The sequence below is a fragment of the Paenibacillus typhae genome (assembly GCF_900099765.1).
GTDB lineage: Bacteria > Bacillota > Bacilli > Paenibacillales > Paenibacillaceae > Paenibacillus_AQ > Paenibacillus_AQ typhae.
The window spans coordinates 51,293-77,031 of the sequence record NZ_FNDX01000001.1 but is presented as its reverse complement, the minus strand read 5'-3'; the positions used below and the strand labels follow the sequence as shown (position 1 = coordinate 77,031).

Genomic DNA, 25,739 nt, shown 5'->3' with positions numbered 1-25,739 from the left:
CGTTTGCTTTATTTGTCTGTTCCTTCCGCATCAAGCGGCTGGACCTTGAATTCACTGGGGTTCTTACCGCTGTACTTCTTGAAAACCTTGGAGAAATAGGCCCGGTCGGAGAAGCCGAGGAGGTAGGCAACATTCTCTACCGTCTCGTGAGGACGTGAGAGCATCGTGATCGCCATATTCATTTTGTACTGATTGACGTAATCGGTAAAATTAACACCGGACAGCTTCTTGAAGTATCTGGAGAAATAGCTTGGATTCAGATGCAGATGCTCCGCCATATCAAGGGAAGTCACCATTTTGTCGGCATGCTCCTCAAGGAAGCTGTCCACCGCCTGCAGCCTGATATCCTTCTGTTCAGCGGCCGCCGGCGCAAGCGTATGCTGTCTCCACAGGTTCCTCAGCTCCCGTTTGGTCAGGCGGGCCGCCTCAGTGACATGGACCGTCTGCTCCAGCTGAATGAAATAATCCTCCTCGGCAAGGCCTCCCGACTCAAAGGCCATCTGGCGTACGAAATTGGCATATAACTCCCTCACCAGCCGGGGCAGCAGCCGCTGCTCCGAAACGTGATGAGTCCATTGGTTGACCGCCAGATCAATCCAGGCGGCATTATGGTCCTCCAGCGCCAGTGACAGCATACCGCGCTCCTTGTCGCCCCTCCATTCCGCCGTCTGCCCGAAACCCGTATGCTCTCCGAGCAGTGCCACGGGTGTAACCGCATTGTAAAAGTTGTAATCCCGGCTCTCTGTAAACGCCAGATGCAGCGTTTCAAATCGCCGGATTGAACCGGTAGCCGCAGAGTAGAAGCCGCGGACGGTAACCTTCAGGTACTGCTCCACCTTTGAGACCAGTGAATCCATATATCTCGTAATGCCGTCTGCAGGACAGGCAGGATCAGCAACATTCCACAGCAGAAAAATGTCGGCATCCCGGCTCATAACCGGAGTTATGGAGGAATCTCCGGCAGACAGCTCCAGCGCAATATTATTCACTGCAAAGTGAATCAGCGGGAAATCCTTGTACCGGTAACGTTCAGTTACTGATGCGGCATCCATATGAAGAAACCCCAGACGCAGAAAAGGGTGCTTCCATGAAATGCCCAGACGTTCGCCGAACTGCAGCGTATCCTCCCTGTCTGCCGTTCCGGACAGCAGCTGTTTCAGGAAGTTCTGTTTCAATACTTCCTTGTTGCGCTCAATAGCCTGGCGGAGAGAATACCGTTCCAGCAGCTCCTGGCGGCTCCGGAAGCGGCCCATCGCTTTGCCCAGGCTGGTTTTCAGCTGCTCCGGTGACAGTTCATCCTTGATAAGATAGTCGTCCGCTTCCAGCTGAATAGCCCGTTTCGAGTAATGAAAATCCTCATAGCAGGTCAAAAAAATGAGCCTCACTTCGGGCTTGGTGATCCGGAATGCATCCGCAAGCTCCAGCCCGTCCATCCCCGGCAGGCCGATATCAATAATGACAAGATCAGGCAGAACGGTATGGAACTGCTCCAGCGCTTCCTCACTGCTGCAGGCGGAAGCTGCAAGCTGCAGCTCCAGGCCGAGTGAGCCCAGCAGAAATTCCACATATTCCAGCATCGGGACATCGTCATCAATCAACATCAGGGTCATCATGGGCTTCCGCCTCCTTCTCAGCTGTAACCGGGATCATAAACGTAAAGGTCATGCCGCCTGCTGCGCGCAGCTGCGCCGTCAGCCGCGAACGGTACCCGTATAATACCTGCAGCCGCCGTGCAGTGTTAATCAGCCCTACCCCTTTTTCCGGCCAGAGCGTCTCCTCCTCATCACCAAGCAGCCTGCGGTTCAGACGCTGGAGCTTATCGTCCGGCATGCCCCGGCCGTTATCGCTTATACTGATGGTTAACATGTCCTGCTCCAGCGAGGCTTCAAGCCGGATTGCCGGATTGTCCGGACGTGCAGAGAAGCCGTGGCTGATTGCATTCTCGACCACAGGCTGCAGCAGCAGCCTTGGCAGCAGCACTGCTCCAGCCCTGTCATCAAGGACACAATCAAAGGTGATGTCAAGCCGGTTGCGGATCTGCATTACCTGGACATAGCTCCCGAGCACCTTGCACTCCTCAGCCAGCTCCAGCGGCTTGTCGACATGAACATAGACGCGCAGCAGCTTCATCAGCGCATCGATCATCGCCCCGTGAGACTGGTCACCGGAGAGCAGAAGATCCACCTTGATGGAATTGAGGGTATTGAGCAGAAAATGCGGCCGGATCTGTGCCGACAGCGCCTGAAGCTCCAGCAGTCTTTTCTCCTCCTGCTCACTCTCCACCTGCTGCAGAAGCTGATTCATATCCTCCAGCATCTGGTTGAAGGCGGCTGATAATACGGCCACCTCATCCTTGCCCTTGACCGGTATTCTTACTGCACGGTTGCCGCCGACATATTGCTTCACGCTTGTACGCAGCAGACTGATCGGTTTGTTGATATGCCCCGCCCACAGCATGGACAGAATCAGAAACGCCAAAAAGAACAAGCCGACAACCGAAATGGAAATAAGAAACTCCCTGTTAATGTGGCTGTCAACAGAGCTGCGCGGTGTCCGCCCGGACAGCAGCCAGCCTACCTTAGGAATACGCACCTCGCTGACCAGAAAAGATTTCTCCTGCGCAGCTCCGGCTGAACCCAGCCTCGCGATAGGTCTGCCGGCCTGATCCACGAGTGAGATGAGATTTGCGCTGTTGCCTGTATCCAGCAGCTCCTCAAAATAGCGGCTTGGAATCCCCGCGTACAGTGTCGCAAGCTTCTCCTGATTAAGCGGGTCGGTTATAAAGCGCACAGCATAATAATAGTCGGGTGCAGCAGGGTCTCCGCCGTAGGGAAACCACTGCAGCGTGATTTTCTCCTGCTCATCCAGCTTGCTGCTTTCCTGCAGAAGACGCTCCGGCAGCTCCGAAAATACGGGGATATCCTGATTGCCGATCAGAATCCGGTTGTCCCGGTTGACCAGCATAATCTGCAGCTCGGCATCGAGTGATTGCACCGATAGTATATTGGCCGTAGTTTTGAGCTTATTGTAGTGGGTATACACCCCATAGCTGCCGAAATGTCCGGCATCCTTAAGATAGCGCAGGCTTTCCAGTACCGCCGGATCATAGGCCTCGGAGAAATAGACGGAGACAAATGAAATGTTATCCACGGTCTTTTCAAGCTGATTGGCGATTACCTTCAGGGTCTCTTCGTTGGAGCGGGTGATCTTATCACTAACGTTTTCTCTTACCGAGGTGTAAGACCAGAAGGTGACTACAATAAAAGGCAGCAGAATCAGGACCAGGAACGTGAACTGCAGTCTGCGATGGAAGGAAAAACGGCTTAACCATTTCATATTGTCTCCACCTTGTGCTCTGATGTAGATTTAACGTTCCTATTATAATCCATAACCGCTGCCGCCTTCTGATGATTTCTTTATTGTTTATTGGCTGAAACGACCTTTTCCACTTCCGCTGTCATTTCTTTCTTAATGTCTTCGAAGCTGCGGTTATCCAGGATATAGCTGGCAAAGCCGTTCTCGACAATAGCCTTTAATTCGTTGCCGTAAGGTACATTAAACGTATCCGGCATTTTAATATTCGGATCAAACAGCGTTTTGGACAAGGATGCAGTATCGATCAGATCTTCATTTTCGCCGAAGAAGCCCTTGATTAATTCCGCTCCGTCCACACCCTTGAACGCCGGGATTTCCTTCGTGAATTTATAGGATTCCTTGGCCATCCACTGGATGAAATCATAGGCCGCTTCCTTGTTCTCCGATTTGGCACCCATCGCCAGCCCACCGCCGGAAATATTGGTCATGCCTACCTCCTGCGTATCAACAGACCGCGGCAGCGGAGCGTACATCGTCTGGAACTCATGCGGGAATTTCTCCAGATTCAATGCTGCTCTGACCGCATAGCTCGGGACAGCCAGCATACTGGCATTTCCGGCAAAAAACTGCTGCAGCACATGATAGTTGGAGGCCAGCACATCCGCATACGGCTCGACACTCTTGTCTTCCTGCTCCATAACGCGGCGGAGATTGAAGAAATACTCGAAGGACGGGTCATCAAAAATCGGCTTCAAATCAGCGTTCAGCTGCGGATGCGGCCGTTCGGTATAAGCGATGATGTTCGGATATTCACCCCAGGTATGAAAATAAGTCCCATAGTGTTCATCTGTAGTCAGCTTCTTGGCATAATCACGGAAATCATCCCAGGTCCAGCCCATTTCAGGCAGGGTCAGGCCCGCAGCCTCCAGGTGATCCTTATTGAATACCGTCAGCCACTGCGTGGAGCTCGGCAGAATGCCGTATACCTGATCATCCAGCTTCAAAAGCTTGGAATATTCATCCTCCGGAGTGATGTTCTCCTGCTCAAAGAAAGAGTTAAGCGGTTCCACAACACCGCGTGATGCGCGTTCCAGCAGCTCATCCTCGTTGCCGGTCATAAATACATCAACGACCTCGCCTCCGGCAACCAGAATATCCAGCTTCTTCATGAACTCGGTGCTGTCGCTGTTCTGCACCAGCGATTTATACTCCACTTCCACCTTGTCCTGGGATTCATTATACGACTGAACCGCCTGATAGATAGGCTCCTCCGGTTTATCTGCCTTGAATGTGTAGAATCTGATCTTTGTCTTGCCCGCTGGCTGTTCAGTACTGCCGCTGCCGGCAGCCGGTGCAGGCGCATCGGTTGCGGCAGATGAATTGCTGCTGCCGTCGCCGCACGCGGTGACGGAGAGCATAAGGAGCATACTGGCTAGCGCTAATGATAGTTTTTTCAAAGCAATTCCCCCTTGATTTGGTTGCTGCAGGCTCATTATACAATCTTAAAGAAGCTGATACCGTGTACAGCTTTGCGGTTCTGGCGTACACTTTTTTGACCTTCTAGCCCTTGACTCCGCCGATGGCAATCCCGTCTATGACCTGCTTCTGCAGCGCCAGAAACAGCACCAGCAGCGGTACAATCGCAGCTACCGAAGCCATCATCATGACCGAGATCCGGGTTCCGAACTCTTCCTTGAAAAATTGCATGCCCAGCGGAATGGTGTACAGCTTCGTTGAATTCAGCATGATCAGCGGTCCCTGATAATCATTCCAGGTCCAGATGAACTTAATTATCCCAACTGTAGCCAGAATCGGCCGGCTAAGCGGCAGCACTACGCTCCAGAAAATCCGGAAGAAACCGGCACCGTCCAGTTCGGCTGCTTCGAGCATGTCATTATGGATGCCGACCATGAACTGGCGCAGCAGAAAAGTGAAATAGCTGGAGAACATGCCCATCAGAATTAGTGCAGTGTGGGAATCATATAGTCCAAGCTCCTTAATCATAATATAGCGCGGAACGAGCGTCGCCTGCTCGGGAATCATCATAAAGGCAAGCATCAGGGTAAAGATCAGCGATCTTCCCTTGAAATCAAGCTTCCCGAGCGCGTATCCGGCCATGGCTGAAATCACAATGGTCGCTATAGTGGATATCAGGGCGATTTTGACAGAGTTCATATAAAATAATCCAAATGCAACATCGCCCATCCACACAGCCTTAAAGTTTGCAATCAGGTTCCAGTCCTGCGGAATCCATTGAATCGGAAAGGTCCAGACCTCCCGTTCCGTCTTGGAAGCAGCGGACAGCATCCATACCAGCGGCATAAGAAAGAATGCGGAGAGAACCGCGAACAGGGCTGTAAGGAGCAGATTGCCGGGTTTTACTTTTTTTTGGGTCATAACGTTTGTTCCTTTCCCTGTCGTCTAATAATGGACTTTACGGCTCTGGGTTATCCAGGTAATTGACGTGACCAGCATGATGATCAGGAACAGTACCCAGGACATGGCCGAGGCGTACCCCATCTTGAACCGCTCGAAGCCTTCCTCATAGATCTGGTACACAATGACCGTACTGGAATAATTGGGTCCCCCGTCGGTCAGGAATTTGATCATATCGAAAATTTTGAATGATGAAATCGTGCTAGTGATCGCCAGGAAAAAGGTGGTCGGTCCAAGCAGCGGCAGTGTTATGCGCCGGAACTGTCCGATCCCGCTTGCCCCGTCAATTGTCGCGGCCTCATATAGCTCTTCAGGTATATTCGTCATACCGGCAAGAAAAATAATGATCTGATAGCCGAGCAGCTGCCAGATATAGATAATCATGATTGCAATCAGCGAAAAGCTGGTATCCACCAGCCAGCGCGGCGGATCAGACAGCCCGAGCTGCATCAGAATCTGGTTGACCGGACCCTTGGACGGGTGATAAAGCGCCTGCCAGACGGCGGCTATTGCGACCGTAGAACAGATATAGGGCACGAAAAAAGCCACTTTGAAATAGGTCTTGGCGTACAGCTTCTTATGGATCAGTGCAGAGAACACCACCCCGAGCAGCATGGTGACCGGTACGGTCCCGAGGGTGAACAGCACATTGTTCTTCAGCGCCTGCAAAAAACGGTTGTCCCTGAATAATTCGACGAAATTATCCAGTCCCACAAAGTGGATCGCAGACAAGCCGCCGACCAGATTCCATTCCGTCAGGCTAAGGATCAGGCTGAACACGAGGGGGAACACAGCGATGACCAGCATCCCGATGACTTCCGGGGCGATGAAGAGCCATCCGGCCAGCTGCTCGCGTCTTTTGCGTGTCCAGAATACTTTCGGCTGCGGTTTGGTTGTCTCCGTTAGGATCGCGTGCTGGCTCATTGCATTCCCCCCTCTGTCTTCTCAGCATCGGTTGGCGGTAAATAGCCGCCTTCTTCTCTGAGCCGTTTGCGCAGCCGGCCTACATCAACTGCATGAACATCGCCGCCGTTGTGCTTCACAGCGAGCGCTGCAGCCAGCCCGGCCGCTTCCCCCATGGCCAGGCAGACCGGCATGACCCGGACACTGCCCAGTACCCGGCGGTCACTGGAGATGCAGCGGCCGGCCACCAGCACATTACGCAATCCGCGCGGCGTAAGGCAGCGGTAAGGAATACCGTGCGACTCTCCGGGTCCGTAGAGGGTAATGGACAGGCCTGATCCTTCACCGCTCTGCTGCTCTTTCTGCGTACCGTGTACGTCAATGAAATAGCTGTTGCGGCAGATTTCATCGTCAAAGCTTCGGCGGGCCATGTAATCCTCAGCCGTGAGGATATAATCACCGGTAATCCGCCGGGATTCGCGTGTTCCAATCAGTGTGCCTGTGCTCATCACAACCGAATTGCCAAAGGCAGCCGGCTGGACAGCAGCAAGCATATTCCGGTATGCGGCCGCCATCCTGCGGCCCTGTACCAGCGCCTCCGATACCGAGAACGGGTCCGTGTTGTCAACTCCCCAGAGGTGCCCGGCATTGAAGCCCACGGCGCGCGGGGCTATCATGTTGTTGCAGATATGAGTGTCAGGAATACCCGGATAGCTTCCGGAGGCGACTGCCTCATGTATAGGGCTGTGCGGGTTCTCGGCATGCAGTAACGGACCATTAAGGTACGCATAATCATCCACATTGCCGAGAATGAAGCAATGTGTGGCCGGCTGAAGCTCACCGGTCTCCTCATCCCCCTTGGCGTACTCGGCGCCTGCCCAGGCCGCCACATCACCATCGCCTGTACAGTCCACATAGACAGCTGCGCGGAATGCCTGCAATCCGGCCTTGTTCAACAGGAGGAGCGCTGTAATATTGCCCTCCTCATCCCTCTCGACACCGGCCAGCATCGTCTGAAAAAGGATATTGGCGCCCGCTCCGGCTACGAGACCGTCAAAAACCACCTTGAGCTTCTCCGGATCAATCGGCACCCAATCCATAGCTTCCTTCTGTACATGGGGCATTTGTGCTTTTAAAGTGTCGAACACCCGGGCTGCAAGTCCCCTGTAAACCATCTTCTCCTTGTCAGAGAACGGGCACCAGGCCGGCACGAGACCCGAGGTTCCCATTCCGCCAAGACTGCCGGTCGCCTCCACCAGCAGCGTTCTCGCCCCTTCTCTCGCAGCCGCAGCTGCAGCGGTGCAGCCCGCCGGACCGCCTCCGACGACAATTACGTCAAAGGAGGAATTCAGCGGTAATGTTTTGCTATTCAGCGTATACGTATCGTTGATCATGCAGTCCTCTCTTCCCCGGCAGCCGGCTTTCTCCGTTCTCCACTGGAATCCTCCGGCTGCCGTTCTTCTATAAATCTCATTTTAGCAAGAGACTTTTGAGAATACGGTACAGCTTTCATACGCGTTAATGTGCAATATTTTGACCTCGGCTCTGCCCCAAAGCGTCAAAAAAGCCGGCTGTGCACCTTTAAAGGGTGTACAGCCGGCTTTTAGAAATAGAAACATAGAAAAGGACACGGCCGCGAAGCAACCCAAAATTAGATTTGCGGCCGTACCCTTTGCTGTTATATTACGCAAATTTGCAGCTTTTGTTTCAAACTTTATGCAAATTCGAAAGAATTTCCGCGATAATAAGTCCCGTTTCCAGGGCAGCGTCTTCGAAATCCTCCAGCGGAAGCGGGTTTTTGCCGGTTCCAAGCTCAACCGTGAAGCCCGGCCTGCGGAACTGCTGGATGAACCAGTCCTTGTAACCGGCATCGCTTCCGGTAAGCTCTACCGCCCTGTAGCCGCTTGCCGCCGCCAGCCGCGCCGCCAGCTCCCTGCTTCCCGGAGGCTCATATCCCCGGTAGTTCCAGTAGATCTCAGCTCCCTGGCTATGGAGAGAGACGGCTGCTTCACCAGGGTAGCACTCGGCAAGTTTTGCAAGCGCCGCTGCTTCAGGCTCACTCAGCGGTGCAGGGCCGCTGTAGTCACGCGGTGCAGGGCCGGGTATCTGCCGCCGCTGGCGTTCCTCCTCCCAGTGGGCGGGGAACTGGTCGCCGAGATCCACCCCGCGGATGTTGGCCTTCCAGTGGCGGAAGCTGCGGCGGCCGCAGTTCCATTTCATCAGCTCCGCGTAATAGGGATGATCCGGCAGTGCCCCTTCCTGCACCAGCTCCACACCATCCGGGTTGGCCATCGGCACCGCCAGCACCGTCCAGTCCCGGTACCACAGCGCGGGATCATGCCCGTTCCAGCCCCTGCCGGTTGCATAGGCTTCCGCATACTGCTCAATGAACGACATCAGACAAGGGGAGGTCAGCCATTCATTGGCATGCAGAGCGGCATTCACATGCAAATGGCGGGGGCCGCTGCCGATCCGCAGCAGTTGCAGGGGCTTGCCTAACACACTTCTTCCAATGCTGCTGGAGGTGATAAAGGGATATTTTTGCGTCAGCAGCCTGACATCCTCATCGGCCTGAACGGGACCATATTCACCGTTGACCGCCACTATACTGCCTGATGTGGATTGCGGAATAACCAGCACTTTTCCAGGACTACAATAGCGTCCGGTAGTAACCCCCGGATTCAGCCGCTCAAGCTCAGCTGTATCCACTCCGAACAAGGCAGCGATGGATGCCGCATCGTCGCCTACCTGTACGGAGTAGCGTTTACGCGGTGCAGAAGGCAGAAACAAGATCTGCCCCGGGTACAGGTAGGGCTGCTTCCCGGCCCACGGGTTGCCCTGAATGACATGCTCCGGCGTAAGTCCATGCCTGGCGGCAATCCGGCTGACTGTATCTCCCTTGCGGGCAATATATTGCTGCATATGCCTCATCCTCTCAGACCCTCTGGTTGCCGTCATCCCTGCCAAGTCTAAGGGACACAGCCTCTCTCTATTGTATGCAGCCCCCATTACCCGGCATGAACGAAAAGCACTCCGGTTAGCCTGACCACGGCAAAAAAATGTAACCGCATTCAAAGGACGGAAAGGAATAAAGCAAGGCGGTGCCAGGGGGATTGCTGCGGGATGTCTTGGGGATTGCTGCGGGATCAACTGGGGACAGGCGCCGGATTGTGGTGGAGTAAACAATAAATACAGTAATTAACATAGATAGATTAGTTTGTAAGGTGTCGCGAACGGTCTGTTAGTAGCTAGGTTGTGAAAAATAGCGAAGCGGTAGTTTATTGAGACGGTGTCTGTGGCGGAAAGTTCGTTAAATTGGATACTGTCCTCTCGGCAATATTAACTCGTTTTATATCAATTCGGGGGTATAATTACCGGTAACTCTGAGGGACTGGTTCGAGTGGCTGGAATAGGTTTGTTTGTAGGACGTTGGTTCGGTTAACTGGAATGGGTCTGTTTGGAAGGCGTTGGTTCGATAAGTGGAATGAGTCTGGCGACGGGACGTTGTCTAACGGCGATATCGAAATCAAAGGGATGTTTCCCTCTCATTCCTCTCATATTGCACGTTTGCCCGCTTCTGCTAGAAACAAAGCCTCTTTACTCTTTCTCCTCCAACACCCCTAAAATTCAAAAAAACCGGGATCATCTCCCGGTTTAATGACTTCTGCGCTTAGAGGTTTGTCCCTATTCCAAACACCTAAGCTTACAGAGAGGACACCTGCCAGACTACGGGCGTCCGCTTGAGCTGCTCGCCGAGCCAGTCACGGGCGATCCGCTGGAACATCTCGGCGTCGCCGCTGCAGAAAAACTGGTGAATCGGGGTTTCATCCCCCCGCGCCAGCTGGCCTTTGTCATAGAGAATCGTGCTGATCTCACGCGCGGTTTCATCCGCCGAGCTGATCAGCTTCACTCCCGGACCCATTACTTTGCCAATCGGCTCTACGAGAAAAGGATAATGAGTGCAGCCGAGAATCATAGTGTCGATAGGCTCGTATTTCATGCCGTTCAGCGACTCTGCTACCGCAATATGGCTCTCCTCGGAACGGAACATGCCCTGCTCCACAAAGGGCACCAGCGCCGGACAAGCCTGGCTGACCACCTCTACGAATGGAGACAGCTCCTTCAGCGCAGCGGTATACGCCCCGCTCTTGATCGTACCGACCGTCCCGATAACACCGACCCGCCCCGTTTTGGTGGCGCTGATTGCGGCGCGGGCTCCGGGATGGATCACACCGATAACCGGAATGGACACCTTCGCCGATATATAATCCAGCGCTGCTGCTGTTGCAGTATTGCAGGCAATTACTATCATTTTGGGATTGAATTGAATTAAATAGTCAACGATTTGTTCAGTGAACAATTTCACTTCTTCTGTCGAACGGGGTCCGTAAGGGGCACGGGCAGTATCACCGAAATAAATGATTTTTTCCCTGGGAAGCTGTCTCATGACTTCCTTGACAACCGTAAGCCCCCCCACACCTGAGTCTAGTATAGCTATAGCCTGCTGCACGAACACACCGCTTCCTTTTACTTGTTTTGTGTAGCTTATGTAAGGTCAGACACAAGTGTACCTGACTTTGAGCCCCAATTGCAGATAATACTCTTTTTAGGGCTCCAGTTCAAGGAAGGATTAAAAATAACCCCACAAAGCGGGTCTTGAAAGAAACTGGCTCAGCTACTTTACCCGGACCCCGGAAACATACAAAGCCGCCTCCCGCAAGATATGCGAGAAGCGGCGGCAAGCGGCCGGAGGCCGGCTTCAGCCTATTTATTTGATACTCAGCCAGCCTTATTTTCCGGCAAAGGGAGCAACCGGTTCCCCCTGAGTTAACCATACACCGGCTGCTCTGCCCTGATATTAGAGAACGCCGTCCTTGTCATCTTTTGCAGCAGAACCGTCTTCCAGCACAGCATTCGCACTGTCTCCGGCGTCAGCCGTATCCTGGGCATCCTCAGCAGCAGCCGCAATAATTTCAGCGGTTTCAGCTTCATCAAGGCTCACGGCAGCTTCTTCGGCAACAATACCGCTAACCACGGCAATCTCTTCCTCCGCATCAATCTGGGTATACTGCTTGCTCCATTCCTTCACTTCGCTGACGACAGATTCCACTGCGTCTTTGGCTTTCCCGTACAGCTCCGAGCTTTTTTCACTTGCTGCACCTGCAATTTCCTGCACTTTATCAATGGCACCGTTCGTTCCGTCCACAATGTCCTGGCGCAGCTCTTTTCCCGGTTTAGGGGCGAACAGCAGCGCAGTCACTGAACCGACCACACTACCTGCCAGAATTCCCCACAGCAAGCTTTTGGTATCCTTTTTCATCATCAATCTCTCCTTTGGATTCAAAGTGCCTCTGCCCGTCACCCCCGGGCGTTCGCCTAGTTCTGCTATATCATAAGCATAGAGAGTTTGTCCTGTGACTGGTTCAGGAAGACTTTTCGTAGGTTTTGTCCCGTTTGGCCGGATGACCGGGATCCGGTGTAATTGCATACCGGCAGCACTGGCCGCCTTCAGCCATACATTCACTGCGCGTCACCTTTGCCCCAAGCAGCTCCTCGAACAGGCTCTGTTCACACTGGCAGGCTTTGCGGTACTGGGATGCAACCTGGCGGATCGGGCAATTATACTCCCGCATCACAAAGCTGCCGTCCTCCTCCTTGCTCCACTCGGCCATGTATCCGCCGGAATTCTGGATCGAGGACAGCTCAGCTACCCGTTCCTCCAGATTCCGGTTTTCCATCATCGGCGTGTACTGGGCAAGCATCCGTCTGCGCCGGCCTTCAAACAGCACGTTGACCGCCTCAATCCCGCTCGTATGATCCAGCTCCCGCAGCAGCTCCAGCGCCAGATTGTGATAGGTTTTGGGAAAATGCTCCTCGGCCCGCTCCGTCAGCGAATACACATGCAGGGGCCTGCCCATTGCCTGGCGGACGACTCTGGTTTTGGCCAATGATTCCTGCTCCAGCTGCAAAACATGACGCCGGACCCCCATTTCGGTAATCCCCAGCTCCTCGGCCAGTGCGCCGATGGTCAACGGCCCCTTCATTTTGAGCAGCGTCATTATATTGCGTCTTGTCGAACCGCTCTCCTGCCCTTTTTTCATGTTCAGGCACCTCCTCTCCTTACGGCTTGTAAGCCGTGTATTCCGGCTCTGACGTTCCATCGACGGATACGGCTCAGACCGTCAGCTCAGCACCCAGCTCCTGATCCAGATACCGGCGCACTTCCAGGGCGAAACGGTCCAGAACATCCGGAATCTTCACGGTCAGCGGGTGCAGCCTGCTCCGTTCCCAGACATAATAATCCTGCACCAGCGGCTTGCGGAGCGCTACCAGTTCAATCAGGGTATCGTAGATTCCGCTGTCCCCGAGCACTTTTTCGTCATTGATAATCGAAATGATATCCTCATAGCTTCCCGCATCGCGCATAATGAAGCCGTCAATCAGGCAGCTTCCGACATCCGTCACTACCTCGATCCCCAGATGCAGACAACGCTCCTGCACAAGTCCGTTCATAATGCCCCCATCCCAGGAATCCGCAGCACTGCGCAGACCGGCCCCGATCGCGGGAATCTGATCCAGTATATTCTCAATTTGCTTCCGGTTAACATAGTACACAGCTGAACCCTCCAAGTCAGGTGGTATGGAAGAATGTTAATGTGCTATACTTACTTGCCGCGTCTGCCCCGGCGTTTCAGCCAGAACAGCATGATGAAGCAGGCGGCCAGAAAAACGACCAGGTACGTCAATGCTTCCATCGGATACTCAAGCTCACGCATTTACATCACCGCTTCCGGTATAAAATGGGAACCCTGCCGCAGCCGGCAGCTCTTTAGATTTCGTAGTCCACAGCGACTGAAAGCTCTTTAACCTCGTTAATGTGGGCGATAACTTCCTTATGGGCCGGGTGAACCTGGTAAGCCTGCAGATCCTCGAGTGAAGCAACAGTGGTCACCAGTGCGATATCAAAAGACCGCTCCGAATGAATCACATCGGCACCAACCTCAATGGATAGCAGCTGCGGAATTTTGCCTTCCATGTTGCGGAGTACTCCGACTGTAGTGGCCACACTCTCCGGAGACCGGTCTTTCAGTTTGAAAAATACGATATGCTTGATCATCTATTTCGCTCCCTGCTGTGAGTATTGTAAATTTGATTACTAAAAATATATCATAACGGTAACACTTCTGAAAGAAACTTAACCCCCATGTCAGCAATTACAGCATTAACCATTGCAGCGTACCGGAAAGTATTGTAGTATAACGTTAAAAATTCGGAGGAAGTATGCCTAAGAATCAACAAGAACCTCACAAAATTCAGGCCTGGTCTCTGATCAACCGCAAATATCTTGGACAGGGCGTACGTGTAAAACGGTTCCGCAGACCTAAGCGCAGCCAGATCCGCAACCGGGTGCTGCTGGCCGTTCTGATGGCCAAGGACATTAAATTATCCAAGCTTGCGGAAGAGCTCTCCGTCTCCTCGCGCAGTGTAAGCGCCTGGGTGTACGAGGGCCGCATCCCTTCCAGAAACAATCTGGACAAGGTCTGCCGTCTGCTGGGGTATCCGTCCCATATCCTGTTCAACGAAGCACTTCTGCGGCAAAGTCCGATTGTCTGCCAGCCTACCCCGTCACGCTTTATGAAAAGAACGCTAGCCCATTCTCCGCAGAATAACGTCATTCTGACAGGGCTGTGCATGGTGTATGACTTCTCTGTAACCGATGTCAGCATCTGGATCGGCGTTCACCCGGGCACCTTCCGCAAGTGGCTGCACCAATGCCATCTTCCAACCCTGGCCCTGCAGGAAAAGGCCGAGAGCTTTTTCCGGATTCCGCGGCATATTTTATTCGCTGATTGTGAGCTGAGATAGCGGACTGAGCGCCCGGATGATCTTTTTACACCTTGGAGACAACTATACTTAAGGCCCTTCTTTCTATAAAAGGAGGGCCTATTGGCGTCTTTTGCGGCTAGTCTGTTTTGCGTGCGATGATGTACCGCAGTATGTATTCATGGGACCCGCCCTGGCTGCTGTGCAGACTCTCGGGGAACGATCCGGTCTCTCTTATTTCGGTTCCGGTAAAATGGTCTCTCAAATCAGCATCACTGAAGAAGTGGGCGTACTTTGCTTCCTTGTACTCATAGGTCCCCGGTTCAAGCCTGCGGCCGCGGCCGTTGTTCGTGTCTTCATCAGAAAAACTGGTGAAATACAGAAGTCCGCCGGGCTTGAGCTGGGCAAGACATGCGGCAATCAGCTGCCTGCGTTCCGCCTCCAGAAATAAATGAAGCACATCGTAGCAGTATACAGCATCCACTTGTACATTCAGCTGCGGCTCCAGTGCCGATCCGGCAATAAAAGTAGTCTCCGGGTCCCACTCCGCCGCCAGCTCCAGGGCTTCCGTACTCATCTCAATCCCGTAGGTTGTAAACCCTGCCGAGAACACTTTGGTATTGCGTCCGTAGCCCGCACCCGGAACCAGCACCGATTCCACACCTTCCGCTCTAAAAAGCTTCTCCGCCTGCCAGGCCGTCGGACTGGGCTCACTCCCCCATATCATGCCTTCCCGGGCAAAGCGTCCGCTCCAATATTGTGACATGGTTATCTCCTTTGCTGCCTGAATTTTGCTGTTGGAATCTAGTCTTTAATCCTGTACCAGTATTGATAGACTTCTTTATAGCCCAGCTTGTCATATAATGCGGAAGCGCCGGCATTTGCCAGCACCACCTGTAAAAATGAAGCTGACGCACCCTGCGAACACCCCCAGTGCAGCAGTCCGAGAATCAGCTCCTCTGCCAGTCCCTGCCTCCGGTATTCGGGTGCTGTAATGATATCGTACAGCCCGATATATCCATGCTGTATTACACCAAGACCGCAGGCTGCCGGCACGCCGTCCTTCAGCAGCAGCGCAAATCCCTGCTGCAGGCTGGATGCGGCCAGCATCCGGCACAGGGTATCCGGCTCTGTGCCGGTCAATTTCGCCTGGCGGGAGAAGGCCGCGAGCCAGTCCTCTGTCAGTTGCCCGCTGATTACGAGCGTATGCCGGCTCTGCAGCGGCGGCAGCTGCTCCAGGTCAAGAATCCGCACGGATGAGGGGCTGTCCATCCGGTAGCCCAGCTCCTCCAGCAGATCATCCAGGCCGGCAGGGCGGATATAGGGGGTGATTTTGAAAACCGCCTGCAGCCCGGCCCGCTGATAATACTGCTCAGATAGCAGGATTTTCTGTTTCACATCATGGCCATGCCCCGTCTCTGATGGCCCGTATAAGGGATTAACAGAATTCGACCGTTTCGTATAACCCGAGGCTGACCGCAGAATCCAGCCCTCAAGCAGCACACTTTGTTCCGCCGGCCAGGTGTTCAGGGTCAGCTCTTCAATATTTTTATACACAGCTGTATTCTCCTTTCGGGCACTAGCCCCGTTTGCTCCGCATTGCATTCAGCAGGGTCAGCCCGCTGTCCTCCCCGGAAGTATAGCGGTCGTATTCCGGCGATTCCATTGCATAGATGGCAATTCTGCCCTCTGCATCATAATGGACACCCCAGCCGTAGCGTTTGGGCAGCATGGAGGCGCGCAGGCAGGGATGCTTCCTGGAGAAAAGCTCTGCCCATATTTCAGTTTGGCGGGAGATGCGCTCATCCTCGGGAATTTGCTTGTGGCGCACATGGACCTCATACAGCAGCTCCTCATGCGTATAGCGGTAGGGTTCTTCTGCAAGCAGCTCATACTGGATGATATGTGCAGGCAGCTGCGGTTTTGAGGTGACCGGTACGATGCCTGTCTCAACCGGACAATCTGCGGCGACACGGATAAACGTATTGATATAGCTCATTTTCCCGCCTCCTTTTCTCCTATCTTAATTTACAGGACTGCTTAGGTAAAGGAATTTACATACAGTAAAAACAGCCGTTGCCGGAAATACCGGAAATGGCTGTTTTTCTCATAACAGGTATACTGTTTTGTCTTAAGCCTGCTGACGTACCGCCATACTACCAGCTGGATTTGGTGACGCCGGGAATCTGACCCTTCAGCGCCAGCTCACGGAACACTATCCGGGATACCTTAAATTTGCTCAGGTACCCTCTTGGCCGGCCTGTAACAGCGCATCTGTTCTTCCGGCGTGTCGGCGAGGAATCGCGCGGCAGCTTCTGCAGAGCCATATAATCTCCCTTTGCCTTCAGCTCTCTGCGTTTGTCCGCGTATTTGGCGACCAGCTCCTGGCGCTTAAGCTCTTTTACCACCTTGGATTTCTTTGCCATACATATGAACTCCTCTCTATTCCGGATAACCCGGCTGCTCTATTCATTTAATGCTATCTTCAGCGCTTCAAGATTCTGGCGCATAACGGATATATAATCCATATTGCTGCTGCGTTCCTCATCTGTAAGACCCTCAATCGGGTTCAGAACGGCTGTCTTCGCTCCAATTTCCTGGGCAATAGTTTCGGCTACACTGGATGACACTAGAGTTTCGAAAAAGATTGTTTTGACATCGTTGGCCTTGGCAAACTCAACAATTTCAGCCATCTGGGCAGCGGAGGGCTCCTGCTCCGGAGACAGGCCGGCAATCGGCACCTGAGTCAGGCCGTATTCCTTGGCAAGGTAGCCGAAGGCGGCATGCTGGGTTATGAAATCCTTCCGCTTGGTACTCGCCAGCCCGTCTTTGAAGTCCTTATCCAGCTGCTCAAGCTCGGCAATATAGCTGTCGGCATTCGTTTTGAATGCAGCAGCATGCGCCGGGGCCGCTGCGGATAGCGCCGCTTCTATGGTACGCACCTCCTGAATCGCCAGGGAAGGCGCCAGCCAGACATGGGGATCGAGTCCGCCATGATCATGAGTATGGCTTGCCTCAGCATGGTCGTGATCATCAGTGCCATGGGGTTCTTCCGTATGCTCATGATCGTGATCAGCAGTGCCTGGAGCTTCTTCCGCGTGCTCATGATCGTGATCATCAGTGCCGTGAGCTTCTCCCGCGTGCTCATGATCGTGATCAGCAGTGCTATGAGCTTCTTCCGCGTGCTCATGATCGTGATCATCAGTGCTGTGAGCTTCTTCCGCGTGCTCATGATCGTGACCGGCTTCTTCCCCTTCGGCGCTTTCCATAATCTCCAGCCCTTTGCTTGCCTCAACAGCAATCAGCTTGCTGCCGGATGCACTGTCCAGTACCTGGGCGGTCCAGCTTTCCATCCCGGCCCCGTTATAGATAAGCATATCCGCGTCTGTAATCCGGGCCATGTCCTGGGCTGTCGGCTCCCAATCATGCGGCTCGACACCTGCCGGTACCAGAAGTTCCACATCGGCCAGATCGCCGGCAACATGCCGGGTGAACTCATACATCGGGTAAAAGCTTACTTTGATGTCCAGCTTGTCAGCGGGAGCTGCGCCCGTATCAGCAGCGGCTGTATTGGCGTTACCGCCGGCGTTTGTGGCAGCAGCATTGCCAGTGGGACTGTTATTGCTGCCGCAACCCGCGGCAATCAGCAGGGCCGACAGGGACAGGGCCGCAAGATGACGGATTTTGAACGTTAGCATAATGAGGTTTAACACTCCTTTTCTTTTATATGATTTCTATATTTCCTGAACGGATTTCCCGCTGTGCAGGGGATTCCGGTATTTACTGTGGCGGCGTTTCAGCCTGATCAGCCTTTGTGCAGCAATGGCTGCCAGCAGGAACAGCAGCAAAATGAGCGCAATCGTGCCTCCGGGAGGCGTATTTATATAGTAGGAGGCAGTCAGACCGCTGAACACGCCGAGCAGTCCGGCAGATACCGCAATCAGAATGGCTGCGGTGAAGCCCGAGGCAATGCGCAGGGCGAGAGACGCCGGGAGAACGATCAGCGCAGATACCAGCAGCACACCAACAACAGGCATGGCAGCGGCAACGGTCATGCCTGTAAGCACCGCGAACGAAAAGGACAGCAGTCCTGTACGGACACCGCTGATGCTGGCAGTCTCTTCATCAAAAGTCAGGCTATAGAGCGGCCGGCGCAGCACAATGAAATAAGCCAGGCCAACAGCCGCAACAACCGCGATAAGCCTCAGCTGGGTATCACTGACGGCGACAATGGAGCCGAACAGGTATGAGCTGAAGCTTTTGCTCAGATTCTGCTTCAGACTCATCAGCACAACAGCCAGTGCGAGCCCTGTCGTCATGATAATGGCCACAGGGAGCTCACTATATGTACGGTAAGAACGGCGGAGCTGCTCGATGACCAGTCCGCCGGCAACCGCGACGGCAAAGCCGCTGAGCGCGGGATTAAGCTGGAGCACCGAGCCGAGGGCCACTCCGGCAAGCGACACATGCGACAGGGTATCGGCCATCAGCACCTGGCGGCGAAGCATCAGGTAGACCCCCAGCAAGGGGCCAATAATGCCGATCAGTCCTCCGGCCCAAAATGCGCGCTGCATGAATTCGTAACCAAGCATGTCCAGCCCTCCTTCTCCTTGCGCTCCAGACTGATTACACTGTCCAGATAGGCACCCGCTTCCTCCAGACCGTGTGTGACCATAATGACAGTCCGGCCATGCGCATTAACATAATGGCGCATCAGCTTATAAAAGCCTGTGCGGCTAGCCGCATCCATCCCGGTTGTCGGCTCATCCAGCACCAGCACCTGCGGCTGCTGGGTCAGCGCCCGGGCGATGCAGATCCGCTGCTTTTGTCCGCCGGACAGCTCGCCGATCCTGCGGTTCCGGTAATCCCACATCTCCACCTGGCGCAGACAGCGCTCCACCAGCTCATCCTGTTCCCTGGTGAAACGCCGGAACAATCCGAGCCGCCCGTAGCAGCCGGACCGGACCAATTCAATAACAGAGCTGGGAAATCCAGTGTTAAACGAAGCAATCTGCTGCGGAACATAGCCGATATTCAGCTTACCGTCCGCAGCCAGCTCCCCGTTCAGTTCAACCGTCCCGTCCCACGGGCGCAGCAGGCCCAGCATCAGCTTCAACAGAGTCGTCTTCGCCGCCCCGTTCGGTCCGGTAATACCGATGAACTGCCCGGCTTCAATATCCAGCGAGAGACGGTCGATGACCGGCTCTTCATCATAGCCGAACACTACATTCCGCATGGATGACAATATCATGGAACCGCCTCCCTTCTTCACCTATGACACCACTTTGTTGGCCAGCTATTGCTGCCCCGCTTTCTGGTGTCCGGTTCTCCGTCGCACTTTGATTTACAGCTTTTGCAGGCTTTCATCAGATTTCGTCGTCTTTCATCAGGTTTTATCGACTCCCATTCGCTCTCATCGGCTCTCTGCCAAGCGCGCCAAATCTCGCCGAGCTTCACCGCTTCTAACGGACTCCAATGCTGTTATTTGCGCCTGCTGAGCCTCTTTCCATTTCTAACGGACTCAGCAGACCTTATTCTGCTCCAAACTGTTGATTCCTGTGAATTATCAGGCAATTAACGGCGCTGGGGTCCGTTAGAGACATTACGGGCGTTCATCCGACTGACGTTCATCCGACGGGTGTTCAACCAACAGGCGTTCATGCGACGGGCGTTCAACGTACAGACCTTCAAAAGGGACTCAGCAAATCTTTATTAGTAATAATTACGCTTAACTCCAATGAGTTTATCGTAATTATTACGATTTGTAAACCCGCAAAAAAAATTCATAATTGTTGCAATTAGCCATCATCTATAGCTTTCAAACTACAGCGGCTCTGAATCGGCAGCTTAAACACCTTGTCATACACGGCTTCCCCGATTGCGGAGCTATCACCAGCTTTGCGTACCTTTGATCTTTACCGATTCTGAATTAATCCGATCCTGATCCTGCTGCTAATCCGTTCCCCAAACAACAGCCGCTACTCCTGCCCCGCAGCCAGCAGCTCCTCAGTCGGCCAGGGCAGCGGATTGTTGAACTGCTTCCAGTCCTGACTCATCTCCTCAGCGGTCAGGAGACATCTGTCGAGCCGCGTTTCCAGCGCGGCCCGGTCCATCCCGATGCCGATGAACACGATCTCGTTCATCCGGTCGCCCCACTGCTCATCCCACCGGGCCTTCACATCCGGCTCAGTCTCCAGCACCTCCGCCTGCTGCGCTTCGGGCAGTGTCGCCAGCCAGTAACCGGCCGGGCCGAACTGGATCGACGGACCGGCCTGGCTCAGGGTTGCCGCCAGATCGCCCTTAGCGGCAATCCAGACCAAACCTTTGGCCCGCACCACCTCTTCCGGCCAGTTGCTGAAAAAGAAGCTGAGCCGCTGCGGATGAAACGGCGCTCTGCGCCGGTAGACGAACGAGGCGATGCCGTATTCCTCCGTCTCCGGCGTATGCTCGTCCTTGTTCAGCTCCGCAATCCAGCCGGAGGACATGTTTGTTTTTTCGAAATCGAACCGGCCGGTATTCAGAATTTCTTTAGGATCAACCACACCCTTAACGGTGCGGATTATTTTGGCGGAAGGCTGCAGCCTGCGCAGTACGGCTTCCAGCTTGTTCAGCTCCTGCTCCTCCACCAGATCGCATTTGTTCAGCAGCAGCACATCGCAGGTCTCGATCTGATCGATCAGCAGGTCAACAATATCGCGGAAATCATTGTCCCCGGCGGTCATACTGCGGTCAATCAGACTGTCTCCGGATGAAAAATCGTGCCAGAACCGGTTCGCATCAACCACCGTGACCATCGTATCGAGCCTGGCCAGCTCCGTCAGGTCGATATCCAGATCCGGATTGGCGTAAGTGAAGGTCTGGGCCACCGGTACTGGCTCACTGATCCCTGAGGATTCAATCAGGATATAATCGAACCGGCCTTCGGCAGCCAGCCTGCTTACTTCACGCAGCAGATCGTCGCGCAGGGTGCAGCAGATGCAGCCGTTAGACATCTCCACCAGTGTCTCTTCTGTCCGTGACAGGGTGTTACCGGACTTTACCAGATTGGCATCCACATTCACTTCACTCATATCATTGACGATTACGGCCACCTTCAGGCCTTCCCTGTTCTGCAGGATATGGTTTAGCAGTGTCGTTTTGCCGGAGCCGAGATAGCCGCTCAGTACGGTTACAGGTATTTTTTTCATGGTCATGCCCCTTACTGTATTAGTTTTATTTAGATCTGCCATAGACGAATCAGCGGGTCTCCCGGTGCAGTGTAACGCGCTTTAGACGAGGCGAGTACTTTTTCATTTCCAGACGCTCGGGATTATTTTTCTTATTCTTGACAGTGGTATAGTTGCGGTCGCCTGTTTCCGTGCAGGCCAAAGTTACGGTTACTCTCACAATATTCATCTCCTTTTATTTAATCGTAAATATTACGATTTACACATCATAACGTCTCCTCCGCCCAAATGTCAACTGTCTGCAGCCAAAAAAATTCCTAGCAGCGCCGGACTCAATCTCTCAAAAAAAGATGGTCTTTCTGCCATTGGCGGCACGTATAGATGGAATTATGAAACTATGATTCTTGCATTGATTCATAACAAATAAAGGCGGGAGTGTGGACCATGAAGATACCGGTGATGATATTGAGCGGCTTTCTGGGGAGCGGGAAGACAACCCTCCTGCTCACCCTGCTGCAGGAGAGCAAAGCACGGGGGCTGAATGCGGGTGTTGTGATGAATGAGTTGGGCAAACGTGACGTGGACGGATATATTTTGCAGGAGCAGACCGGGGCCAATGTGGAGAAGCTGCTGGACGGCTGTGTCTGCTGCAGCCGCAAAGAGGATCTGCCGAAAAGTCTAAATGCCGTCCTCGCCCGGCGGCCCGACATCATCTATATCGAGCTTACCGGAGTGGCCGATCCTGAAGAAATCGCCCTGACGCTACAGGAGCAGCCGCTTAGCGAGAGAGTAAATTTGCATTATACAGTTACCGTACTGGATGCGGAGAACGTACTGGAATACAACAGCCGTTTCTCGTCTGACAAACAGCTGGTCCGGACGCTCCGCAAGCAGCTTGCCGGCGCCGATCTGCTGATTGTCAACAAATCCGATCTTGTTGAGCCGGAGCGGCTGTGGCGTATTGAAAAAACCGTCCGCAAATACAACACGGACTCGGAGATTGTGTTCACCCATTACAGCGAAATCAATCTGGCTCCGCTGCTGGCCGGCATATACCCGCAGGAGCCCCGCAATGCCGCTGCCTTGCGCAGTCCGCTTCAGATCAGCGGCGTTCCGCTGAAACGAATGCACAGCGGACAGACTCCGGGAGCTACCGCCGTACAGGAGCGGGAAGCCGATACCGGCGGTTCCTATTCCCAGGTATCGGCCGTCACCCTTACCTTTCCGCAATCGGCGGAGCAGGGCATTTCCGGCGAACAGCTTGAAGCCTTTCTCCGGCAATGGGGAAGCAGCCTGCTCAGAGCCAAGGGGCATGTCCGCTTGACCGGCCAGGAGCACGGGCTGCAGCCTGTCCAGCTGGTTCAGTTCGCCGGAAACCGCATCACGTGGGAGGCATCACGCTACCCCGGCCAGCCTTATATTGTATTCATCGGACTGGACCTCGATGAGCAGCAGCTGACAGCGCAATGGTCCAGTCTGTTTGGCTGAAGCGATGCAACGGGAAGGAGCTAACATGCATTGACATCCTTTTTTCCGCTAAAAATACTGCCGCTGCTTGTTCCCGCCGTCTTCCTGATCGTCCTTGGCATAGTCTGGCTGCCGGAGCATCCGGAGCTGCTGGAGAACGCATATATCCACAGCTTCAAAACCGCCTTCATCGGCATTCTGCTGGAGGCCATGCCGTTCGTGCTGCTGGGAGCCCTGCTGTCCTCGCTGCTGCGCGTGTTCGTTCCGGACGAATGGATCTCGCGCTGGATTCCGCGGCGGCCGGTCCCGGCAATCCTGTTCGGCTGCCTGCTCGGCATCCTGTTTCCCGTCTGTGAATGCGGAATGATCCCGCTTGTCCGCCGGCTGATGCAGAAGGGGATGCCGCTGTATGTCGCCATTGTATTCATTCTGTCAGGCCCGATCCTGAACCCTGTCGTATACGGGGCTACACTGACCGCGTTCCGCACTCACCCCTGGCTAGCATATGCACGGATGGGACTGGCTTTTGCCGTAGCAGCAGCCGTTGGGCTCATCATATACGCTACCGTAACCAAGTCGCCGCTGCGGCTGTCCATCCGGCGGGAAAGCGGCGAGGCACACCAACTCTCCGCCCGCGGGGGCAGACTCGTATCCGTGCTTGTCCATACTTCGGATGAATTTTTTGAGATGGGCAAATATTTAATCATCGGCTGCGTGCTGACCGCTGGTATCCAGACCTTTATGGATCACGGCAGCCTCGAAGCCATCGGCGGCATGCCGCTGGGCTCGTATCTGTTCATGATGGGCCTTGCCTTTGTACTGTCCCTTTGCTCGACCTCGGACGCTTTTGTCGCGGCCACGTTCCTGCATACCTTCCCGTCCGGCTCCCTTCTGGCCTTCATGGTGCTCGGGCCGATGCTTGATTTCAAAAATTCGCTGATGATGCTCTCGCTGTTCAAAACCAGATTTGCCTTTTATCTGTTCTTTCTTATTTTCTCGGCCGTTTTTATCGGCTCGGTGCTGGCATCATTCTGGCTTTAGTCCACTTTCAGGAGGTCCCTATGAACGACCCGCGCAGCATCCGTGTGCATTATCTGCTCAGGGCGGTCCTTCTGCTCGGTTTTGCACTGTATATTGCACATTTAAGCCAGCAGGATGCACTGCACTATTATGTCGCCCCCAAGCTGGCCCGCTGGATCCGGCTCTGTCCGGTGCCCTTGTCGCTGATGGCCGTAAGTCTTGGAATACAGGCCCTTTTCGGAAAAAGCAGTGCACTTTGCGACTGTGAGCACCAGCTGCCCCGGTCCATGTTCAAGAGTACTGCTCTATACGGCCTGTTCCTGCTGCCGCTGCTGCTCGGCTTTGTGCTGCCGGACCGGGCGCTGGGGACGGCTGCAGCAGCGAGAAAAGGGGTTTCCCTGACCTACGTTTCACCTGAGGAAGGAAGGGAGGAACGGTTCGCCGCCGCAAACCCGTACCAGGAGGAATTCGCCGAGCTTGCAGGAAAGCTGTACAAACAGCCTGTAATCCAGGTGCATCCCGAGATTTTCTCCGAAACCTTCGGGGCCATCGACCTGTATAAGGAGCAGTTTGAAGGCAAGGAAGTCGCAGTCTCAGGCTTCCTGTACCGTGAACAGGGGGCAGGCGGTGATTCTTTTGCGGTAAGCCGTTTTCTGGTGCAGTGCTGCACGGCAGACGCGACGCCGTTTGGCATTCTGCTTGATCCGCAGACGCAAATAAGCCTGCCCGCAGACACCTGGATTGAGGTGCGGGGCAAGCTTCATACCGCTGAATATCAAGGTAAAACTGTTGTTCAGATTATTCCCGAGACCGTAACTCCGATTCCTCAGCCTTCGACGCCTTATGTTTACTCCAATGCCGATTCTGTCGCCGCCTGGGAGCAGATCAGCAGCAGCCCGGGAGTAACCGAGGCTAAATAACGGCGTCCAGCTCCTCGTCATTATCGATCGAGGCATCCGGATTGACAACCTCAACCATCAGTCTGGCCGGAATACAGATAATCTGCTGTTTCGGCCTGGAGATGAACCCCATGTCCAGCGCAATCGGCAGCGGGGCATCCGAATAGGTCATCTGAATACCATAGTCGTATACCTTGAGAATGTTATGGCCGAATTTGGTCTGAATATCAATGGTCTGTTCTTCCTTGGTCAGCGTAACGGTCTGGTAGGCTTTGCCGTTGATAGTAATCACGGCCTGCAGGTCCCCCTGCTCGTAGTGCTCCCCCCGTACGTCCAGCCATTTGACTCCATAGATTCCGCCTGCAAGCAGCAGAACCAGAACAATCAATATAAAATCGCCGCGTTTCATCATAACCGGTGCAAAGATCCTCTCGCTGACTATATTTATACGTAACAATTACGGATAATATAAATATAGCCAGCCAAGAAAAGATTGTCAATGTTTATGATAGACGTCTCCTCACAAGCAGCAGGCCCAGCGTAAGCAGGACAAAGATCAGCAGTACCACAACAAGTGTCACAATCCGTTCAGTTAACGTCCCGTCCGCAAACAGCACCGGGCCTATCCCAAAAAATGCAACCAGTGCGTACATAACCGCAAACCCTGTATACACGAGCCCTTTCATTTATTTGTCCCCCTTCGCACGCG

The 25,739-nt window shown here is 53.9% G+C and carries 27 protein-coding genes; 4 read left to right on the top strand and 23 right to left on the bottom strand.

Going from position 1 to position 25,739, the window contains the following annotated elements; all coding sequences use genetic code 11:
• Positions 1-8: 8 nt before the first annotated feature.
• The 12 genes from BLR64_RS00270 to BLR64_RS00215 all read right to left on the bottom strand — a co-directional run bounded on the left by BLR64_RS00270 (position 9) and on the right by BLR64_RS00215 (position 13,771).
• Complete coding sequence (locus tag BLR64_RS00270; protein WP_090711078.1) at positions 9-1,613, bottom strand: response regulator; 1,605 nt, start codon at positions 1,611-1,613, stop codon at positions 9-11.
• Entirely contained in the window at positions 1,591-3,336 is a 1,746-nt protein-coding gene (locus BLR64_RS00265) for a sensor histidine kinase (RefSeq protein WP_090711077.1), read from the bottom strand. The genes BLR64_RS00270 and BLR64_RS00265 overlap by 23 nt, the downstream gene beginning before the upstream one ends.
• 80 nt (positions 3,337-3,416) lie before the next feature.
• The gene (locus BLR64_RS00260) at positions 3,417-4,772 is read right to left on the bottom strand and encodes an ABC transporter substrate-binding protein (protein WP_167360559.1); all 1,356 of its coding nucleotides are present in this window, start codon (positions 4,770-4,772) and stop codon (positions 3,417-3,419) included.
• Between the two features lie 103 nt (positions 4,773-4,875).
• A complete protein-coding gene (locus BLR64_RS00255) occupies positions 4,876-5,712 on the bottom strand; it encodes a carbohydrate ABC transporter permease (protein WP_090711073.1) in 837 nt (278 codons plus the stop codon).
• Between the two features lie 24 nt (positions 5,713-5,736).
• A complete protein-coding gene (locus tag BLR64_RS00250) occupies positions 5,737-6,675 on the bottom strand; it encodes a carbohydrate ABC transporter permease (protein WP_090711072.1) in 939 nt (312 codons plus the stop codon).
• A complete protein-coding gene (locus tag BLR64_RS00245; RefSeq protein ID WP_090711070.1) occupies positions 6,672-8,048 on the bottom strand; it encodes an FAD-dependent oxidoreductase in 1,377 nt (458 codons plus the stop codon). Before BLR64_RS00245 ends, BLR64_RS00250 begins: the two co-directional genes overlap by 4 nt.
• Before the next feature lie 313 nt (positions 8,049-8,361).
• The gene (locus tag BLR64_RS00240; RefSeq protein WP_090711068.1) at positions 8,362-9,576 is read right to left on the bottom strand and encodes a M14 family metallopeptidase; all 1,215 of its coding nucleotides are present in this window, start codon (positions 9,574-9,576) and stop codon (positions 8,362-8,364) included.
• 781 nt (positions 9,577-10,357) lie between these two features.
• Entirely contained in the window at positions 10,358-11,164 is an 807-nt protein-coding gene (racE, locus tag BLR64_RS00235) for a glutamate racemase (protein WP_090711066.1), read from the bottom strand.
• Between the two features lie 348 nt (positions 11,165-11,512).
• Positions 11,513-11,977, bottom strand: coding sequence for a YtxH domain-containing protein (locus BLR64_RS00230; protein WP_167360558.1), 465 nt, complete (start codon positions 11,975-11,977; stop codon positions 11,513-11,515).
• A 100-nt stretch (positions 11,978-12,077) separates the two neighbouring features.
• Positions 12,078-12,755: a helix-turn-helix transcriptional regulator gene (locus BLR64_RS00225; RefSeq protein ID WP_090711062.1), complete on the bottom strand. Its 678-nt coding sequence runs from the start codon at positions 12,753-12,755 to the stop codon at positions 12,078-12,080.
• A 73-nt stretch (positions 12,756-12,828) separates the two neighbouring features.
• Positions 12,829-13,269 (bottom strand): DUF86 domain-containing protein, encoded by a 441-nt coding sequence (locus tag BLR64_RS00220; protein ID WP_090711060.1) that lies wholly within the window; start codon positions 13,267-13,269, stop codon positions 12,829-12,831.
• 214 nt (positions 13,270-13,483) lie between these two features.
• Complete coding sequence (locus BLR64_RS00215) at positions 13,484-13,771, bottom strand: Dabb family protein (protein ID WP_068725332.1); 288 nt, start codon at positions 13,769-13,771, stop codon at positions 13,484-13,486.
• 164 nt (positions 13,772-13,935) lie between these two features.
• On the opposite strand from BLR64_RS00215, the gene BLR64_RS00210 reads away from it, so the two are divergent.
• On the top strand, positions 13,936-14,520 hold the full coding sequence (locus tag BLR64_RS00210) for a helix-turn-helix domain-containing protein (RefSeq protein ID WP_068725334.1): 585 nt from the start codon (positions 13,936-13,938) through the stop codon (positions 14,518-14,520).
• 97 nt (positions 14,521-14,617) lie between these two features.
• Here BLR64_RS00210 and BLR64_RS00205 read toward each other — a convergent pair whose 3' ends face one another.
• The 9 genes from BLR64_RS00205 to rpmG all read right to left on the bottom strand — a co-directional run bounded on the left by BLR64_RS00205 (position 14,618) and on the right by rpmG (position 21,864).
• On the bottom strand, positions 14,618-15,244 hold the full coding sequence (locus BLR64_RS00205) for a class I SAM-dependent methyltransferase (protein ID WP_090711058.1): 627 nt from the start codon (positions 15,242-15,244) through the stop codon (positions 14,618-14,620).
• 38 nt (positions 15,245-15,282) lie between these two features.
• On the bottom strand, positions 15,283-16,035 hold the full coding sequence (locus tag BLR64_RS00200; protein ID WP_167360557.1) for a GNAT family N-acetyltransferase: 753 nt from the start codon (positions 16,033-16,035) through the stop codon (positions 15,283-15,285).
• Between the two features lie 22 nt (positions 16,036-16,057).
• On the bottom strand, positions 16,058-16,477 hold the full coding sequence (locus BLR64_RS00195; RefSeq protein WP_090711055.1) for a DUF6157 family protein: 420 nt from the start codon (positions 16,475-16,477) through the stop codon (positions 16,058-16,060).
• Between the two features lie 157 nt (positions 16,478-16,634).
• Entirely contained in the window at positions 16,635-16,904 is a 270-nt protein-coding gene (gene rpsN / locus BLR64_RS00190) for a 30S ribosomal protein S14 (protein ID WP_090711053.1), read from the bottom strand.
• A gap of 39 nt (positions 16,905-16,943) precedes the next feature.
• On the bottom strand, positions 16,944-18,176 hold the full coding sequence (locus BLR64_RS00185) for a metal ABC transporter solute-binding protein, Zn/Mn family (protein ID WP_090711051.1): 1,233 nt from the start codon (positions 18,174-18,176) through the stop codon (positions 16,944-16,946).
• A 36-nt stretch (positions 18,177-18,212) separates the two neighbouring features.
• A complete protein-coding gene (locus tag BLR64_RS00180; protein ID WP_090711049.1) occupies positions 18,213-19,076 on the bottom strand; it encodes a metal ABC transporter permease in 864 nt (287 codons plus the stop codon).
• Complete coding sequence (locus tag BLR64_RS00175) at positions 19,022-19,729, bottom strand: metal ABC transporter ATP-binding protein (RefSeq protein WP_090711048.1); 708 nt, start codon at positions 19,727-19,729, stop codon at positions 19,022-19,024. The genes BLR64_RS00180 and BLR64_RS00175 overlap by 55 nt, the downstream gene beginning before the upstream one ends.
• 727 nt (positions 19,730-20,456) lie before the next feature.
• Positions 20,457-21,671, bottom strand: coding sequence for a GTP-binding protein (locus tag BLR64_RS00170; protein WP_090711526.1), 1,215 nt, complete (start codon positions 21,669-21,671; stop codon positions 20,457-20,459).
• Positions 21,672-21,714: 43 nt separating this feature from the next.
• On the bottom strand, positions 21,715-21,864 hold the full coding sequence (rpmG, locus tag BLR64_RS00165) for a 50S ribosomal protein L33 (RefSeq protein WP_039871924.1): 150 nt from the start codon (positions 21,862-21,864) through the stop codon (positions 21,715-21,717).
• A gap of 224 nt (positions 21,865-22,088) precedes the next feature.
• On the opposite strand from rpmG, the gene BLR64_RS00160 reads away from it, so the two are divergent.
• The 3 genes from BLR64_RS00160 to BLR64_RS00150 are packed head-to-tail and all read left to right on the top strand — an operon-like array spanning position 22,089 to position 25,051.
• Positions 22,089-23,132 (top strand): CobW family GTP-binding protein, encoded by a 1,044-nt coding sequence (locus BLR64_RS00160; protein WP_090711046.1) that lies wholly within the window; start codon positions 22,089-22,091, stop codon positions 23,130-23,132.
• A 30-nt stretch (positions 23,133-23,162) separates the two neighbouring features.
• Entirely contained in the window at positions 23,163-24,152 is a 990-nt protein-coding gene (locus BLR64_RS00155) for a permease (protein WP_090711044.1), read from the top strand.
• Between the two features lie 20 nt (positions 24,153-24,172).
• Positions 24,173-25,051 carry a TIGR03943 family putative permease subunit gene (locus tag BLR64_RS00150; RefSeq protein WP_090711043.1) on the top strand — a complete coding sequence of 293 codons (879 nt, stop codon included), beginning with the start codon at positions 24,173-24,175 and terminating at the stop codon, positions 25,049-25,051.
• On the opposite strand, the gene BLR64_RS00145 is transcribed toward BLR64_RS00150, so the two are convergent.
• On the bottom strand, positions 25,044-25,442 hold the full coding sequence (locus BLR64_RS00145; RefSeq protein WP_090711041.1) for a NusG domain II-containing protein: 399 nt from the start codon (positions 25,440-25,442) through the stop codon (positions 25,044-25,046). The genes BLR64_RS00150 and BLR64_RS00145 overlap by 8 nt on opposite strands.
• Positions 25,443-25,533: 91 nt before the next feature.
• On the bottom strand, positions 25,534-25,716 hold the full coding sequence (locus BLR64_RS00140; RefSeq protein ID WP_090711039.1) for a DUF6954 family protein: 183 nt from the start codon (positions 25,714-25,716) through the stop codon (positions 25,534-25,536).
• Between the last annotated feature and the right edge of the window lie 23 nt (positions 25,717-25,739).